The 15,620-nt window shown below is 60.6% G+C and carries 18 protein-coding genes; 9 read left to right on the forward strand and 9 right to left on the reverse strand.

The features are described from left to right. Positions 1-108 precede the first annotated feature (108 nt). The 4 genes from CPI83_RS10110 to CPI83_RS10125 all read left to right on the forward strand — a co-directional run bounded on the left by CPI83_RS10110 (position 109) and on the right by CPI83_RS10125 (position 1,917). Positions 109-603 carry a DUF3558 domain-containing protein gene (locus CPI83_RS10110; RefSeq protein WP_065455820.1) on the forward strand — a complete coding sequence of 165 codons (495 nt, stop codon included), beginning with the start codon at positions 109-111 and terminating at the stop codon, positions 601-603. Positions 604-633: 30 nt separating this feature from the next. Continuing rightward, on the forward strand, positions 634-987 hold the full coding sequence (locus CPI83_RS31190; RefSeq protein ID WP_232816907.1) for a hypothetical protein: 354 nt from the start codon (positions 634-636) through the stop codon (positions 985-987). Positions 988-1,055: 68 nt separating this feature from the next. Next, on the forward strand, positions 1,056-1,547 hold the full coding sequence (locus CPI83_RS10120; RefSeq protein WP_230091180.1) for a DUF3558 domain-containing protein: 492 nt from the start codon (positions 1,056-1,058) through the stop codon (positions 1,545-1,547). A 43-nt stretch (positions 1,548-1,590) separates the two neighbouring features. Then, a complete protein-coding gene (locus CPI83_RS10125; RefSeq protein WP_097387164.1) occupies positions 1,591-1,917 on the forward strand; it encodes a hypothetical protein in 327 nt (108 codons plus the stop codon). A gap of 1 nt (position 1,918) precedes the next feature. Here the strand turns inward: CPI83_RS10125 and CPI83_RS10130 are convergent, their stop codons facing one another. The 3 genes from CPI83_RS10130 to CPI83_RS10140 form a co-directional block, all read right to left on the reverse strand. After that, positions 1,919-2,272 carry a UBP-type zinc finger domain-containing protein gene (locus CPI83_RS10130; RefSeq protein WP_097387165.1) on the reverse strand — a complete coding sequence of 118 codons (354 nt, stop codon included), beginning with the start codon at positions 2,270-2,272 and terminating at the stop codon, positions 1,919-1,921. Positions 2,273-2,342: 70 nt separating this feature from the next. Continuing rightward, entirely contained in the window at positions 2,343-3,779 is a 1,437-nt protein-coding gene (locus CPI83_RS10135; protein ID WP_003941311.1) for an ATP-binding protein, read from the reverse strand. A 9-nt stretch (positions 3,780-3,788) separates the two neighbouring features. Further along, positions 3,789-5,465 (reverse strand): FAD-dependent oxidoreductase, encoded by a 1,677-nt coding sequence (locus CPI83_RS10140; RefSeq protein WP_021334150.1) that lies wholly within the window; start codon positions 5,463-5,465, stop codon positions 3,789-3,791. A gap of 180 nt (positions 5,466-5,645) precedes the next feature. On the opposite strand from CPI83_RS10140, the gene CPI83_RS10145 reads away from it, so the two are divergent. After that, entirely contained in the window at positions 5,646-6,173 is a 528-nt protein-coding gene (locus CPI83_RS10145; protein WP_232816908.1) for a DUF3558 domain-containing protein, read from the forward strand. A 212-nt stretch (positions 6,174-6,385) separates the two neighbouring features. Further along, positions 6,386-6,592, forward strand: a complete 207-nt coding sequence (locus CPI83_RS10150; protein ID WP_232816909.1) for a hypothetical protein — start codon at positions 6,386-6,388, stop codon at positions 6,590-6,592. 56 nt (positions 6,593-6,648) lie between these two features. Here CPI83_RS10150 and CPI83_RS10155 read toward each other — a convergent pair whose 3' ends face one another. Beyond that, on the reverse strand, positions 6,649-7,110 hold the full coding sequence (locus CPI83_RS10155) for a 6,7-dimethyl-8-ribityllumazine synthase (protein ID WP_003941401.1): 462 nt from the start codon (positions 7,108-7,110) through the stop codon (positions 6,649-6,651). 46 nt (positions 7,111-7,156) lie between these two features. Then, positions 7,157-7,669 (reverse strand): Lrp/AsnC family transcriptional regulator, encoded by a 513-nt coding sequence (locus CPI83_RS10160; RefSeq protein WP_003941343.1) that lies wholly within the window; start codon positions 7,667-7,669, stop codon positions 7,157-7,159. Between the two features lie 219 nt (positions 7,670-7,888). Here CPI83_RS10160 and CPI83_RS10165 point away from each other — a divergent pair, with 219 nt between their 5' ends. From CPI83_RS10165 to CPI83_RS10175, 3 genes are all read left to right on the forward strand, one after another. Further along, positions 7,889-9,004 (forward strand): Glu/Leu/Phe/Val dehydrogenase dimerization domain-containing protein, encoded by a 1,116-nt coding sequence (locus tag CPI83_RS10165; protein WP_097387167.1) that lies wholly within the window; start codon positions 7,889-7,891, stop codon positions 9,002-9,004. Between the two features lie 129 nt (positions 9,005-9,133). Further along, positions 9,134-10,252 (forward strand): class I SAM-dependent methyltransferase, encoded by a 1,119-nt coding sequence (locus CPI83_RS10170; RefSeq protein ID WP_097387168.1) that lies wholly within the window; start codon positions 9,134-9,136, stop codon positions 10,250-10,252. Positions 10,253-10,365: 113 nt separating this feature from the next. Continuing rightward, on the forward strand, positions 10,366-11,733 hold the full coding sequence (locus CPI83_RS10175; protein WP_097387169.1) for an acetamidase/formamidase family protein: 1,368 nt from the start codon (positions 10,366-10,368) through the stop codon (positions 11,731-11,733). A 20-nt stretch (positions 11,734-11,753) separates the two neighbouring features. Here the strand turns inward: CPI83_RS10175 and CPI83_RS10180 are convergent, their stop codons facing one another. The 4 genes from CPI83_RS10180 to CPI83_RS10195 form a co-directional block, all read right to left on the reverse strand. Continuing rightward, positions 11,754-13,100: a hypothetical protein gene (locus CPI83_RS10180; RefSeq protein WP_097387170.1), complete on the reverse strand. Its 1,347-nt coding sequence runs from the start codon at positions 13,098-13,100 to the stop codon at positions 11,754-11,756. A gap of 212 nt (positions 13,101-13,312) precedes the next feature. Beyond that, on the reverse strand, positions 13,313-13,795 hold the full coding sequence (locus tag CPI83_RS10185; protein WP_020970103.1) for a hypothetical protein: 483 nt from the start codon (positions 13,793-13,795) through the stop codon (positions 13,313-13,315). Positions 13,796-13,960: 165 nt separating this feature from the next. After that, complete coding sequence (locus CPI83_RS10190) at positions 13,961-14,518, reverse strand: LysM peptidoglycan-binding domain-containing protein (protein ID WP_020908363.1); 558 nt, start codon at positions 14,516-14,518, stop codon at positions 13,961-13,963. 306 nt (positions 14,519-14,824) lie between these two features. After that, entirely contained in the window at positions 14,825-15,619 is a 795-nt protein-coding gene (locus CPI83_RS10195; RefSeq protein WP_041816070.1) for an ABC transporter ATP-binding protein, read from the reverse strand. Position 15,620: the final 1 nt, after the last annotated feature.

Consider the following 15,620-nt stretch of genomic DNA (forward strand, 5'->3'; position numbering starts at 1 on the left):
AAGGGTTGCAACGGAATGCAATGGGGTGGAACCGATCGGTGCTGGGGAGCGTCCAATACTGTGAGCGGGTCGCGAACGAGGGGGAGTGCTGTGGGAGTGAGGGGTGCAGTGGTCTTGGTCGCGGCCGCGCTGTTGGTTGGGGGTTGTTCCTCGACGGTCGAGGGGCATGCAGTACGAGCCGACGAGGCTGTTGGGCTATTTGACCCTTGTAGCGGCATTAGCGACAGCGCCTTGCGGTATGTCGGCGTTGATCCGGCGACTGAGGAACGCGGGATTCTTGGAGTTCAGATTCCACGATTTGAAATCTGCTCATGGGATGGGACGGGAATTTCGCTGAGCGTCTGGTCAACTGACCACACTCTCGACGAAGTCGAAGCGAACACCAACAATGCCGATGTAAGGGCTGCGAATGTTCATGGCGGCCCTGCTATCAAATTCGGGCAGCGTGACGATGCGACCGGACAGATTTGCTCTGTAGCTTGGACGACCAATCAGGGGGTGCTGATCGTTCGGATCGCCCCAGATTTCGGTGAGACGCCAATCGACCCGTGTGGCCTCGCCTCGACGATTACCGACAAACTCTTCCCGGAGCTCCCCAGATGAATCGCTCGCTTGATGAAGGTGGTGCTACGCATGAGTTCAAATGAGGACTCCGGGGCCGAGGTTTCGTTCTCGCTGGATCCGGACACGGCGCGATTGCTAGTTACGGCATGCGGCGAATACCAAATGACGTTGGAGCATTTGTCTGTTGCTGCTGCGAAACTGAGTTGGGTTGGTGGTTTAGGGACGCTCGCATCAGGTCGAGCGCTTCAGACGAAGTTCGAGGAGAAGGCCGTCGGTGGCCACGATGCGCTCGTCGATGTGTTGGCGAGTCATATCGCGGTCGTGGAGGCAATGCAGGCTCAGTTTCAAGCCTGCATCGACAACGCATTGGATCAGGAGTCGTCGAACGTGTCGACTTTGAGGTCGGTCGACCTGCCAAATTGAGGCAGCGAAGTGTCGCTGGAGTGTCCGGGCAGCGAATGAGGGGGAGTGCTGTGGGAGTGAGGGGTGCAGTGGTCTTGGTCGCGGCCGCGCTGTTGGTTGGGGGTTGTTCCTCGACGGTCGAGGGCGAGGCTTTCCCTGTCGATGTGATTGGGATGTTTGATCCGTGTGAGGTTCTCAGCAATGAGGAATTGGAGAAAGTCGGAGTTGACCCGGCAACAAAAGAGGTTGACATCGTTGACACGCATATCGATGGTTTCAACATTTGCTCGTGGAACGGTGAGTGGTACTTCTTGTCTCTGACATCGACCGATCATTCGCTCGTAGAGGTCGAACAGAATCCAGTCATGCGCGACCTTCATCGAGCCCAAATCGCCGGGCGCGAAGTTCTGAAATACCAGGAACGCAATGACAAAACAGATTCTGCTTGCAACGTCGCCTTCGCGACCTCTCAATCCACTGCGATGATCCGCGTCGGCGCCAAGGTCGGTGTGGCGCGCCCCGAGACGCCGTGCACGCTGGTGGAACGAATCGCCGAGACAGTGATTCCATTGCTCCCGTGACAGCGGTCCTGATTGCAGCTACACCCTCGAATACAGGAGTCACATGTCGAATTTGTATCTCGATGCCAAAGCCGCCGGCGAGCTGATCGCGGCTTGCACTGAACTCCGCGCGCAGTTCGAGGCAGCATTGAACTCCGCCGCACTACTCGGTCAATTGACAGGGTTTGGAACCCTAGGATCCGCACAGGCCCTACAGGCTAAGTTCGAGGAGAAGGCCGTCGGTGGCCACGACGCGCTCGTCGATGTGTTGGCGAGTCATATCGCGGTCGTGGAGGCAATGCAGGCTCAGTTTCAAGCCTGCATCGACAACGCATTGGATCAGGAGTCGTCGAACGTCTCGACTTTGAGGTCGATCGACCAACCGAACTGAGTCAGTGGATGTGTTGCTGCCAATCGGCTGGGACACGACCCTTAGGTCCCGGCGTCGGCTGATCTACGGGATGTGAAGTGGGCGCCGCCAATTCAGGTCCGTCGTACGCCTCGTTGGTTTCGAAGCTCCAGAACCAATCCTCATCGGGTTCGTAGCTCTGCATGAACGGATGCTTTGTCGAGGCCGCATGCTTGCTCGCGTGCTGTGACGGTGAGGAGTCGCAACACCCCACGTGACCGCATCGCGCGCATCGACGCAGGTGCACCCACCAACCGCCGCTCGCATCGCATTCAACGCATCCCGCGCCACTGGGCGGCACGCTCGGATCGATCCCCGCTGGAAGTCCGTCGGTCATGGTCCACCCTCTCGCTGACTGAAGTCGGTCATTTCATCGTGCGCTTTGCCTACCGGCCGTGCAAGGGCGACTAGTCGTCGCGCGTATCCCGCGGTGGGCCCGCGATTGGCAACAAAACTCTGAACCGGGTGTTACCGGGCTCAGACGTGACCCGCAGCTCACCACGATGCTTGCCGACCACAATTCGCCACGAAATATCAAGGCCGAGACCGGTTCCCTCACCGACAGGCTTAGTCGTGAAGAAGGGTTCGAAGATCCTGTCGATGACGTCATCGGGAATCCCGGCGCCGGTGTCGCAGATCTCGATGCACACGCGGTCACCGTCGCGGCTTGTCCGAACGGTGAGTGTTCCCGATCCGTCCATGGCAGACACCGCATTGTCGATGAGGTTGGTCCACACCTGATTGAGTTCGGCGGCGTAGGCGTCGATCGGTGGCAGCGCGAGGTCGTATTCCTTGACGACTTCGATTCCGCTTCCGATCTTTTGCCCCAACATGATCAACGTGCTGTCAAGTAGTTCGTGGACATCGATGGTCTGGAAGGGTGCGCGGTCCATCTGAGAATACTGTTTGGCTGCACCGACGAGAGTCGAAATCCTCGTTGTGGAGTCGGCGATCTCGTTCATCAGGAGTTCGGATTCGATGGTGTAATTCAGCCAGCGAATTGCGCCTTCGAGTACGGACTCGTCAACGGCTGCAGCAACATTCTCGAGCCAAGCGGTGTCGAGACCAGCCTGCACGAAGGTCGGAGCCAGATCCCAACCCTCTCGAATCGAATGATCCTCGAACCATTCACCCAACGAATCCTCTCGATCCGAGGCTTCGAGGGGAGTGAGCGTCGGCGCCTTGGCGACAACCTCTGCAACTTCCTCTTGAAGTCGCATGAGAGTGACGAGGGCATCGCGGTCGTAGGTGCCCGACGCGACCATTCCCAGTTTGTGACGCATGCCTGCGACACGCTCGCGCAAAGAGGCTGTCGCTCGAACCGCCGCGGCTGCAGGGTTATTGAGCTCGTGAGTCAACCCGGCCGACAGTGATCCGAGTGCAAGGAGTCGCTCTCGCTGATCGATGATCTGCTGAGTGTTCTTCTTGCCGAAGAAAACACCTTCGAGCAGATGAACCGCCATCGGAAACCACTCGCGCATCGCGTTGCCGAATTTGTCGGCGTCCAGGACGAAAAACGTCGAAGGCGTCGTCACTCGCATCGACCCCGCGTAGACCTGCGGTACACGATCGCCGAGATACGCCGTCCAGCCTCCCGAGTAGACGCCGCGCTGGGTGGTCCTGTTGATCTCGATGTCTTCGCCGCCCGACAGCTTGGACAGCACCACCTCGCCCTCGATGAGGACGTAGAAGCAGGTGGCAGGCTCACCTTCGAGGTAGACCTGACCTCGATCGATCTCGGTGATATGGCCTGCCTGGCACAGTGATTCGAGCTGATCGTCGGTGAGCTTCTCGAACAGGAACAGGGTGCGAAGCAAGTCTGGGCTGCATTCAGGAATGGACATCGAATCTCCCTATTGTTGAGCGAGATAGCGGTGGACGAACATCACGGCCATCGCGCCCTCTCCGACGGCCGACGCGACGCGCTTGGCCGATTCGGCGTGTACGTCCCCGGCGACAAACACTCCGGGGACACTGGTTTCGAGATGATGTGGTGCGCGGTCGAGCGGCCACCCGTCCGGTGTGACGCCTTCGGACGGAAGGTCCGGGCCGGCAAGAACGAAGCCATTTCCGTCGCGGACCACCACGTCTCCGAGCCAGTCGGTCAGGGGAGCGGCACCGATGAAGATGAACAACCACTGAGCATCGACAGTGTCTTCTTCTCCGGTGGCTCTGTTACGCAGTGTGATTCGTTCGAGGTGATCGTCACCCTCAGCGCCGATTACCTCCGTGCACGTGCGCACGGTGATCTTCGGATTCTTTTCGATCTGCTGAATCAGGTAGTAGGACATCGAGGCTTCGAGCGAGTTGCCGCGAATGAGAATGGTGACGGACCTAGCTCCGCGGGAGAGATAGACCGCAGCTTGGCCTGCCGAATTGGCGCCGCCGACTATGTATACATCTTGTTCGCTGCACCGAGCGGCTTCGGTGACAGCTGACCCGTAGTAGACCCCTCGGCCAGTGTATGTATCGAGCCCCGGCGCCGAAAGTTGGCGATAGGAAACACCGGTCGCCAAGATGACCGAGTGGGCGTCGACCGACGAACCGTCGTCGAAACGCACGGTGCGGGCCGAGCCGTTGATTTCCAAACCGGTGACGTCTCGCGCGGTGATGACTTCGGCGCCGAACTTGGTTGCCTGGCGCCTCGCCCGATCGGCCAACTGTGCGCCGGAGACTCCGTCGGGGAAGCCCAGGTAGTTCTCGATCCGCGAACTCTGGCCGGCCTGACCGCCTGTCGCTCGCCGTTCGATGAGGACCGTCCGAAGCCCCTCCGAAGCGCCGTACAGAGCAGCTCCTAGACCCGCAGGGCCGCCGCCGATGACAACGAGATCGTAAAAGTCTTCGGAGAGAGTGGTACTCAACCCGAGTTTGTCGGCAAGTTCGGCGTCGGTGGGCTCGACGAGTACATCTCCATTGGGTGCGATGACGACGGGAAGGCGCAGTTCGTCGGTACCGGCAGCCGAGAGCAGTCGTTGGCCTTCCGGCTCGTCCGACATGTACCAGCGATAGGCAAGTTGGTTGCGTGCCAAGAACTCTCGAACGTCGGATGATCGCTCGGACCAACGATGGCCGATCACCTTTGTTTCCTCGGCGGGGTGATGACTCGAGCTTGCCCAGGCATCGAGCAGCGCATCGATGACGGGGTACAGCTTCTCTTCCGGCGGATCCCACGGCTTGAGGAGGTAGTGGTCGAGGTCGACTACGTTGATGGCGTCGATCGCAGCATCAGTATCGGCGTACGCGGTGAGGAGAACGCGACGAGCTACGGGATACAGGTCCATTGCCTGTTCGAGGAACTCGATTCCACTCAAACCGGGCATGCGGTAATCGGCGACGATCACAGCGACTGCATCGCCGCGAAGTTTCATTTCGCGCAAGGTCTCGAGAGCCTGGTCGCCGGACTCCGCACGAATGATTCGGTACTTCTCTCCGTACCGCTTGCGGAGGTCTCGAACGACGGCACGCGAAACACCAGGATCGTCGTCGACGCTGAGGATCGCTGGTTTGGCCGGGGCTTTCGGTGCGCTCACTCGGTGCCTTCCCGAAGTCGTAGTCAACCTCTCCAGTATGCGACTGCTGAGCTGAGCGTCAATCGCTGGAGATGCGCTCTGAGTGAACCAGCGATCGTGACCTGGGAATTTCAAGATTGCGGGAACCGATCGAGCCTCCGATGCATCCAATAGAGTGGGTCCACATCAACAGGGGGTGCCATGCGGGGGTCGGTGGGGGTTGGGCGACTGCTCATGGCTGGGATGTTGGTGTGGGCTGCGGCAGGATGCAGCTCAGTCGTGGAGGGGGCGGCTGAGCCTGCATCCGGCCAAGAGGGTTTGTTCGATCCATGCAAGGACATTCCGGACTCGGTGTTGGAAGAAGTGGGGCTTGATCCGGCGACCGAGGAAGTTGACATCGAGGGCATCGAACAACCCGGCTGGAAGATCTGTTCGTGGACCGAATCTTGGTACTACGTAGTCCTTTTCTCGAATCGGTTCACGATCGATGAGGTTAAGGAGAATCCCGACTACACCGGTTTCCAGGAGATAGCGTTGGATGCACGCTCGGGCGTTCGATACCACCGGGTATCAGACGATGAAATCGGCAAGTGCTACGTCGCAGTAGAAGCGAAGCAAGGTTCGATTTGGATCGTGGTCGAGAAGAAGGGGAGCGCCGAAATGCAAGGCGCGACGTGCGATCTTGCAACTAGTTACGCGACGGCACTCGAAGGTTACGTGCCTCGGTAGCGGTGATGGAGAGCGCGTGAATACGACGTTAGGTCGAAGAGTGCGTTGTTTGCACCGAAGTGGATCGGATGGATTTGATGGCTGGATTGGGGTTCGATCAGCTGGCGATAGATTTCGACTCGGCAACGAGAGTCGCGGCGGCTTTCACTGCTCTGAGGGAAGAGTTAGATGCTGCGCTGCGATCTGTTTCGGACCTCAGAGAGGTCAAAGGGATGGGAACTCTGAAGTCAGGGCAGGACTTGGCCGCCAAATTCTCCAAGAAGGCCGTCGGCGGTGAAGATTCGTTGGGGAAGTCGTTGACCAGCCACATCCAGGTGGTCACCGAGATGCGGGACTTTTTCCAGCAATGCGTCGACCGCTACGGCGAAGTCGAGGGCTCGAACGCCTCCGCACTGGCAAGAGTCGACACCCCTCGATAGACACAAAAAATCTCGCTGAGTCGATGGCATTCGACTCAGCGAGACTTGGGTAACGACTAGCTGGTTGGCAGGGCCTTCAACGACTTGACGGTGGCGTCGACCGCGCGAGCAGCCTCGGCGCCCTTCTTCACGAAATGCGTGCTGAAGTAGTCGACGTGCTCGGCGTGCTCGTGGAAGTGATGCGGCGTCAAGACCACCGAGAAGACCGGAACGTCGGTGTCGAGCTGCACGCGCATCAGACCGTCGATGACAGCCGTCGCCACGAAGTCATGCCGGTAGATACCGCCGTCGACGACCAGACCTGCGGCAACGATCGCCTGGTAGCGGCCGGTCTTGGCCAACCGCCGGGCGTGCAGCGGGATCTCGAAGGCTCCCGGTACCTCGAAGAAATCAACCGTGTCCTTGGGGTAGCCGAGCTCGACGATCGCGTCGGTGAATCCGTCGCGTGCACGGTCGACGATGTTGCGATGCCACGTCGCCTGAATGAACGCGATGCGCTGTCCCTGGATCTCACTCATAACCATGAAACTAGCGCACTTGGAAGCATCGACGCGACCACCCGTCCTAGTCCTGCTGACGGGGGAAGGCGGTCGAGCGACCCCATCCGGCGTCATTGGTGAGGTGCTCTAGGAGAGGCTGAATTCGATATGGAAGGGGATTGGTCAGAGCGATGGTCGTGGTCGAATGCGTGACGCCTGGAAGTGACACGATCTGCTCGGCCAACTTCTGCAGCGCCGCGTGCGTCGAGGTGGCGACGCGAACGAGCAAATCCTCGCGACCGGTTGTGGCGTGAATTTCGATCACCTCGGGCAACTCGGTCAGACTCCGAGCGACTGCGCTGATCTTGCCCTGCTCGAGTTCCAGACCGACAAATGCCTGAATCGGGATACCGACCTCGGGGAGATTGAGATTCGGCCGAAACCCGGTGAGAAGTCCGTTGGATTCCATGCGCTTCATTCGCGACTGGACGGTGTTGCGGGCGACGCCCAACGAGTTGGCCAACTCGGCCACACTCATCCTCGAGTCCTTGCTGAGCAGTCCGAGCAACTGGACGTCGAGCTTGTCGATGCTGAGCACTTTGTGAACCTCTCCTCAGTGATATGGGTCACTGAATGATCGAATTGACTAGTTCAAGAGATTTGCATTGACCAAATCGTAGCTCAGGCAGAGCATTGGTTCCACGAATTGCTCAGCGGGATTCTCTTTGGGTTATTTGTCCCCAATAGTACCCAACGGCCATTTCGTCCCAGTATTTCGACTGCACCCCGTTTATCCTTCGGAAAGGTCTATCCCACAATGACTCTCACCGCCGAGCCCGTGAACTCTGTTGTTTCTTATGACGACACTGCGGGCGTGTTCGATCGCGCCGACTACCTGCGCGATTACCCCCACGAGCAGGTGAGCTTCTTCCAGGATCCCGCGAGCGGCCTCAAGGCCATCGTCGCCATCCACTCCACGACGCTCGGCCCCGCGCTCGGCGGAACGCGCTTCTACCCGTACTCCGACGAATCCGCCGCAGTCACAGACGTTTTGCGTCTCTCGCGCGGAATGACCTACAAGGCTGCGGTTGCCGGCGTGGACCTCGGCGGCGGCAAGGCCGTCATCATCGGCGACCCCGCAACGGCCAAGACCGACGAATTGCTCGGCGCCTACGCAAAATTCGTCCAGACCCTCGGCGGCCGCTACATCACCGCTGGTGACGTCGGAACCAACTCCAACGATCTTGACATCATCGGTCGTAACACCGACTTCGTCGTCGGCCGCAACGCTACGGTCGGCGGTTCCGGCGACAGCGCTCCGATGACGGCCCTCGGCGTATTCCAGTCGATGCGCGCCGCGGCACAGTCGCATTGGGGCACTCCGTCGCTCGCAGGCAAGACTGTTGGTGTCGAAGGCACAGGCAAGGTCGGCTACGAGCTGATCAAGCTCCTCCTCGCAGACGGCGCGACCGTTCTCGCGACCGACGTCAACGCCGCAGCGCTCGACCGCGTCAAGGCTGACTTCCCGCAGGTGAGCATCGTCGACAGCATCATCGACGCCGATCTCGACGTTTACGCACCCTGCGCGATGGGCGCAACCCTCACCGACACGACCGCACGCTCGATCAAGGCCGAGGTTGTCTGCGGCGCTGCCAACAACCAGCTCACCGTGCCCGAGGTCGAGAACATTCTCCGCGACCGCGGCATCACCTGGACCCCCGATTACGTCGCCAACGGCGGCGGCCTCATCCAGGTTGCCGGCGAGCTGAAGGGCAACTCGGCCGAAGAGGTCAAGCTCAAGGTCGAGAAGATCTTCGACACGGTCACCGAGATCTTCGCGAAGTCGAAGAACGACGGAATCCTCGCCGGCGAGGCTGCTGACGCGGTCGCCGAGGCTCGGATCGCCGAGGCAGCTCGCGTCGCCAAGGGCTGACATCCCTCTCGCAGTCATGTAGCGCGGCCGGTCCCGACTAGTGTGGACACCAGACGAGCAGATTTTGCAGATCTGGACCACATCAGCCGGTAGACCGGCCGCTATGCGTCGGACGCCGGAAGGGCTTACATGACTGAACAATTCGCAGTGTGGACCGAGAACGACGGCGAGCAATCGGCCCGTTGGGGTTCGACGAGCAACGCCCCGGTGCCCAAGCGCATCGTCGTCGCCGACGACACGATGAAGGCCGACGACGCCTATCGCTTGGCATGCGAAGGCACGGCGTTGTTGTGGCGCGGAGATTTTCAGAACGCTCGCCAACTGTCGAAGGCCGTCGCGTCGCGCATCGACCGCAAGCCGCGCCGAGCGTCCGACGACCCAGCCAAAGCCTTCCATCTCCACCGGCAGACCCAAGGACGCCGCGCGCAGATCCTCGGTATGCTGCTCATTCCCTTGGATGCAGATCTGTCGATTCCACTCCGGCGAGCCCCGGACGCGCGAGTAGCGTTGACTGAAGCCTTCGGGATTACCGGTGAGCCTTCGGTTCGCTCGTTGCGTGACATCCTCGGCGCGATCGGCGCTCACGAGTGGCACCGCAAAGGTGTTTTCATCGAGGCTCTCGACGCACGAGTGCATCCCGCTTTCGGAGTGTTCTCACCCGTCCGCGGGGAGTATGTCGATCTTGTCGCGTCTGCTCCGCTACCGTCGACGGAATCTGCTTTCGATATCGGAACAGGTACCGGCGTACTTGCTGCCGTCCTGGCGCGGCGTGGAGTTCAGACAGTGACGGCCACCGACCAGGACCCCCGGGCATTGCAATGCGCGCGCACCAACCTGTCGCGGCTTGGCTACGGCGATCAGGTGAACGTGGTGGAAGCAGACCTCTTCCCCGAAGGCACCGCTCCGTTGGTGGTCTGCAATCCTCCCTGGATTCCGGCCAAGGCCACCTCGCCCATCGAATACGCCGTCTACGACCCTGCTGGAGCGATGCTGAAGGGCTTCCTGACGGGTGTCGCAGCGCATCTGGACGACGGGGGAGAAGCGTGGCTGATCCTCTCGGACATTGCCGAACACCTCGGTCTCCGGACGCGATCCGAACTACACGACCTGTTTGCGGCCGGTGGGCTCACTGTTGTCGATCGCATGGACGTCAAGCCGACGCACGCAAAGGTCAGTGACCGAACCGATGCGCTTCACGCTGCCCGGGCACGAGAGACGACCTCGCTCTGGCGGCTTCGCCGTCGCTGAATTCATTCTCAGTCAACGGTATTTCCCTGCCATGAAATGGTAATGAACGAGTAACAAATCGGGTCTAGCTTTCTTCGCAGTCGCACATCGTCACGCACTCCGGAGGAATCTCGATGGAAAACACTCTTGCCCGCAACGCAGCCGAAGATCTGACGAAAGGTCTTGGCCGACGCGGATTCATGAGGGCAGTCGCGGCTCTCGGTGCGGGAGTAGGCGTTGCGGGTGTGGCTTCGGGATGCGCGCACTCGAACGCATCGCCGGCTGGATCATCCTCCTCTGCGCTGCCGTTCGCCGATGGTGTGCCGATTCTGCAACCGGGCAGCGGAAACGTCAGTGGCGACCACTATCTGAGTTCGGATCCGTCGGACGTCATGTGGGGTTATGTGCCCAACATCCACACCCGCGAGGTGATGCGGATGAAGTCGGGTCAGACCGTCACGATCGACGCCCTCTCGCACGAGGGAATTCTCGAGGATCAAGGGCGCAATCCTCTCGAATACTTCGGTAGCAAAGGCGTTTCCGAGAAGGACGTGCTCGAAGATGCGATTGCCGTTGCGGCCGAATACAACCGAACCGAACGAAACTTCGACAAGGACGGACCGCACGTCGTCACCGGCCCGGTCTTCGTCGAAGGCGCCCAGCCTGGAGACGTACTCAAGATCGAGACTCTCGAAGCCATTCCCCGCGTGCCGTACGGCGTTGTGTCGAGCAGACACGGCAAGGGCGCTCTCGCCGTCACAGCAGACGGAACCGCTCCAGCGGGAATCACTCTGGACGAAGTCATGCCGCCGGTCGCCACAGACGGGCGCGCAACAAAGGACCCGTTGAAGTACGGTGGTGTTTCCACCTTCACGGCGATCGACGACGGCAAGGGCGTGATGCCTTTCGGACAGTCGAAGGTGCGGTTTCCCTTGCGACCCTTCATGGGAATGATGGGAGTTGCCTATTCCTCGGATGCCGACCCGACGTCCCCGTCGTCGAACTCCATTCCTCCGACCCTGGGCGGCGGAAACATCGACATCAGGCATCTCGGTGTCGGATCAACCTTCTATTTGCCGGTATTCGCTGAAGGCGCCCTCTTCTACGTCGGTGACCCACACATGGCCATGGGCGACGGTGAGGCGGCGCTGACGGCGATGGAAGGATCGCTGCGCGGCACGTTCCGACTCAGCGTGTGCAAGAAGGATTCCGGTGACGCTCCATCGGTGGCTTTCGGGTACCCGTTCGCCGAGACCGAGGAGGCCTGGATTCCGATCGGCCTGTCCGACCCCAACGGTTCGGTCGATGGGCAGAACAGTGACCTCAACGGCGCCATGCGGCGCGCGGTGGTCAACGCACTCGACTTCCTCGAGCACGATCGCGGTATGGATCGAGCGACGGCCTACGCCTATCTTTCTGCCGCAGCCGATTTCACGGTCTCACAGGTAGTCGATCGAACCGTGGGCGTCCACGGACAGATCTTCAAATCCCACTTCGAATAGAGGGAAGGCGATCCGTCGTGTCAGGACGGATCGTCGAAGAGACTCTGTTGCAAGGGATCGGCAAACAGGCCCATCTGCTCAGGTTGCGGCTTTGCCGGCGTCTCGGTTCGAGAATTGGGCAGGACCACCAGTCGCAAAGCCCCGCGAAGACGGTCGACCATGAGTTCCCACCCACCGACCTGATCCTCGTATCCTGCAGCCTCTTCGGCGTCCCCGCGACTGTGGGCGTCCACCGCCTGACCACGGAGCTGAATCTGCCATTCGTTACTGATGTGGAGGAGCTGAAGAATCAGATCGCGATCGCGCCCGCAGACATCGGCTACCGCGTCGAGATCCTCGGCCACGTCCAGATCGAGATGCAGCAGGGTCTCGAGTTCGGGAGGCAGGTCCTCGGCCGTCAGATCAGGCTGCAGCGAGGAGGAGTCACCGCTCTTGTTCGCGAAGAAGAGGTCTCCGCCGACGCGTGCGGCGAACTCGTCGTCCACGGTGCGCAGGAACGACGTCAAGGCGGCACATGTATCGGTGAGTTGCTTGGGAACGAATGGCGAGCCCGCCACCTCGAGGAACACCGACAGACGGTCGTCGATCAAGACGAACTTGATGCGCGACCATTTGCGGTTGAGATCGGCGATGACCTCGGCTGCACGAGTGCGGTTGCTGATGTCCTGAACGAGCGGCGAGAACAACTGCACGTCCATGGACTCGGAAAGCGGACCGACGAACATGACCGTCGAACCGACCCGAATTGGTATGTCGCCGTCGCTGTCCCGCTCGGGAAGCGTGCCGAGCATGGGAAGCAAAGCGAGAGTGACCAACTCCTTGAGGTGGTCGACGTCGTTGGGCATGTAGGCCGCGGTGGGGTCGAGTGTCGGAAGTTCTGTCGACTCGACAACCGACGGATCGAAATCCGGAGTCTGCTCGTTGCCGGTGAGATCGCTGGATAGAAAAGCCGGGTGCTGCACACCGAACACATCACGGAATGCAGCGACAGTCATCGCTGCGAGCTGATCGGCCCAGTTCTGCGCCTTGTCGACGCAGAAGGCGGGCGAGTTGTTCGGATCCTCGAGATTCTCGGAAGGCGGATTCCAGCCGAGTGCGATCAACTTTTGTTCGTCGGCATCTTCGAGTCGATAGCGCGGATGAAGGAAGTCGTTGGAAGGAACCTCGCAGCGGACTGTGTTCTCGTCCCACACGAGGAACTGAACGCATGGCGCTGCGCCGTCAGCTGGATCGAAGTCGCCGGTGGACGATTCCACGGCAAGCACGTCGCCGTCGACCATGATGGAAATGTGATCGCCGAGGCGACGTTGAAATTCTGCCCATGCCCGGTCGACACTGACATCGAGATCGAAGCCCATTGCGCTCATCAGCCACCTCCTTCCGCAAAAGCTCAGACCTATACGGTATCGCGAGGTCCCGACAATGCTGCTGTCCTTTTCCGGTCGACCGGATTGCAGCGGGCCACGAACCGTGACGACTAGGAAGGTTGTCGCAGGTAGATCGGGTATTTGAGAGCGGCGACTGAAGTGTGCCTGTAACCGCCGTCACGCCAGGCGGTATGCAGGCGAAAGAGCGATGACTATCCGGCGAGAACGGGCGAGACCTCGACGACGGGCGGCGTGGACCCGGTCGTGACAACTGGGGTGGTGCTGGTCTTGGTGGTCGTGGCTGTCGCGGTCGGTGACGAGGTCGCGGTAGCCGACGCGGTGGTCGTGGACGAGACCGGTGTTGTCGTACTCGTTGCAGTCGTAGTGGACGTAGCGGAGCTCGTGCTTGTCGCGGTCACCACCAGCGGCTGATTACGAGGAGCAGTCGTCTCGTCGGCGATTCGCCAGGTCGGCGTCGGCGGGATGACAACCGTGGGAACTGCAACCGAGCTGTAGAACGCGGCCGGTTCGATCCCGGCGACGGACTCCACGGAAACCGACGAGACCAGAGCGGGAGGCTTCACCACAGGGCCGCCGGAACCGAATGCGCCGGCTGCTCCGCCGAAAACGAGGCCTGATGTCAGAGAGAGAGCGGCCACTGCGACAGCGCCGATCATGACTGTTCTGTCTTTCATGCACACCTGTCCTTCGGGAGCAGTACGGAAGTACTGTAGGCGAAAAGATGCCGCAATGGAGTATCAGGGCCTGCTGGGCGGGACGCGAATCTGTGTGGCGTAGAACACAAAAGGCCCTGGGTGTCGACGCGGACGTCGGCACCCAGGGCCAGGTCAAGCAGTGAATCAGGCGGGGATCGTCAGTACCTGACCGGCGTTGATGAGATCCGGGTTCGGGATGCCGTTTGCATCCGCGATGCGCTGGTACTGGTTGCCGTCACCGTAGAAACGCTCTGCGATTGCCCACAGGGTGTCGCCGCTTTCGACGGTGTAGCTCTGCGCTGCCGGAGCGGCGGGTGCAGGCTCGGGCTCGGGTGCCGGAGCGGGCTCCGGGGCAGCCTCGGCGGCCGGAGCCTCGATTGCAGTGTCCGAAGACCACAGAGCATTTCCACCGGCGGACAGAACGACGTTGCGATCGTCCTGAACCGAGAGGGAGGCACCGTCGTTGCCTGCGGTCTGCGATGCCCACACGGCGTCGGAGTCCTTGTAGATGACGAAGTTTCCGTCAGCCTGCACCTCGGCGCGGTTGGCGCCGGATCCGTTGGTGCCTGCGGCCCAAACAGCCTGTCCGCCCTCGGACAGAACCAGGTTGCCGTCGTCCTGCAAGGTGAGGGTGTATGCGCCGTTGTCGGACTTGAGTTCCTGGCCGACTCCGAGGCTCTGACCTGACTGCAGTGTGCTCACGCTGTCCCTTTCCAAATCTGTTGCGATGACTGTGCCTCCACGATTCCGCTTTACCGTCCAGTTACCTTCTGGCCGTTGGTCTCGTAGGCGACCGAGTGTACGTTACCGAAGAGTACGGAGAATTGTGCAGCGTTGACGGACTGCGTGTCGAGCGTTCGGATCTTGCTGATATTAAGGCGTTTTGGGTGAAAGTGCCGGATCATGGTACGTGACCTCGTCAGGTTTCGGTGCGCATTCTCCTGAACTCCAGGTGAACTCGAAACTCTCTCAGCGCATTATCAGTAACTACTGCATTATCAGTAACCGCTAGGGGCGTAGCGACTTGCGCGTCTCGTCGTGGAGAACGGCAAGCAGTTCACGCTCGACGTCGGCGAACTCGGGCGTGGTGATCATGTCCAGCTCGCGTGGTCTCGGCAAGGGAACGTCGACTACGCACCTGACCGTTGCCGGACGCGCAGACAGAACGACCACGCGGTCGGACAGATAGATAGCTTCACGAATATCGTGGGTGATCATCAGCACGGTCCACCGGTACTGCTGCCACACGTCTTGCAGCCAAGCCTGCATCTCGGTGCGGGTCAACGAGTCCAGTGCGCCGAACGGCTCGTCGAGCAGCAGGACAGGTTTGCCCTGAACAACGGTGCGCAGCATCGCCGCTCGCTGGCGCATACCGCCGGACAGCTGTGACGGCCGGGCGTCCTCGAATCCGGACAGGCCGAACGCGGGGAACAACTCACGAGCGCGCTCGCGTGCTTCCTTCTTGCCGACTCCCTGCACTTCCAAACCGAGGGCCGTGTTGTCGAGTACCGAGCGCCAAGGGAACAGAAGATCCTTCTGCGGCATGTATGCGGTGTGCACCTCGGCGGCTGCTTCGGATTCAGTTGCGCGCGTGCCTACGCGGACTGAACCCGAGGTCGGGGATTCGAGCCCGGCCAGGACGTTGAAGATCGTGCTCTTGCCGCAGCCGCTCGGCCCGATCACCGACACGAATTCGCCCGCGTCGGCGCGGAAGGACACCGAATCGAGCACGAGACGCGATTCTCCGGCCGTGTCGAACCTCTTGGTCAGGTCCTGAATTTCGACCATTGCATCCTCGACCATC

The organism is Rhodococcus sp. H-CA8f (assembly GCF_002501585.1).
Taxonomy (GTDB): domain Bacteria; phylum Actinomycetota; class Actinomycetes; order Mycobacteriales; family Mycobacteriaceae; genus Rhodococcus_F; species Rhodococcus_F erythropolis.

Bases quoted from the DNA above. Each gene is read 5' to 3' on its own strand.
- CPI83_RS10150 (WP_232816909.1), top strand. From the start codon at position 6,386: ATGGGAACTCTGAAGTCAGGGCAGGACTTGGCCGCCAAATTCTCCAAG.
- CPI83_RS10170 (WP_097387168.1), top strand. From the start codon at position 9,134: ATGACTGAACAATTCGCAGTGTGGACCGAGAACGACGGCGAGCAATCG.
- CPI83_RS10125 (WP_097387164.1), top strand. From the start codon at position 1,591: ATGTCGAATTTGTATCTCGATGCCAAAGCCGCCGGCGAGCTGATCGCG.
- CPI83_RS10195 (WP_041816070.1), bottom strand. From the start codon at position 15,619: ATGGTCGAGGATGCAATGGTCGAAATTCAGGACCTGACCAAGAGGTTC.
- CPI83_RS10180 (WP_097387170.1), bottom strand. From the start codon at position 13,100: ATGAGCGCAATGGGCTTCGATCTCGATGTCAGTGTCGACCGGGCATGG.
- CPI83_RS10135 (WP_003941311.1), bottom strand. From the start codon at position 3,779: ATGTCCATTCCTGAATGCAGCCCAGACTTGCTTCGCACCCTGTTCCTG.
- CPI83_RS31190 (WP_232816907.1), top strand. From the start codon at position 634: ATGAGTTCAAATGAGGACTCCGGGGCCGAGGTTTCGTTCTCGCTGGAT.
- CPI83_RS10165 (WP_097387167.1), top strand. From the start codon at position 7,889: ATGACTCTCACCGCCGAGCCCGTGAACTCTGTTGTTTCTTATGACGAC.
- CPI83_RS10185 (WP_020970103.1), bottom strand. From the start codon at position 13,795: ATGAAAGACAGAACAGTCATGATCGGCGCTGTCGCAGTGGCCGCTCTC.
- CPI83_RS10155 (WP_003941401.1), bottom strand. From the start codon at position 7,110: ATGAGTGAGATCCAGGGACAGCGCATCGCGTTCATTCAGGCGACGTGG.
- CPI83_RS10175 (WP_097387169.1), top strand. From the start codon at position 10,366: ATGGAAAACACTCTTGCCCGCAACGCAGCCGAAGATCTGACGAAAGGT.
- CPI83_RS10145 (WP_232816908.1), top strand. From the start codon at position 5,646: ATGCGGGGGTCGGTGGGGGTTGGGCGACTGCTCATGGCTGGGATGTTG.
- CPI83_RS10130 (WP_097387165.1), bottom strand. From the start codon at position 2,272: ATGACCGACGGACTTCCAGCGGGGATCGATCCGAGCGTGCCGCCCAGT.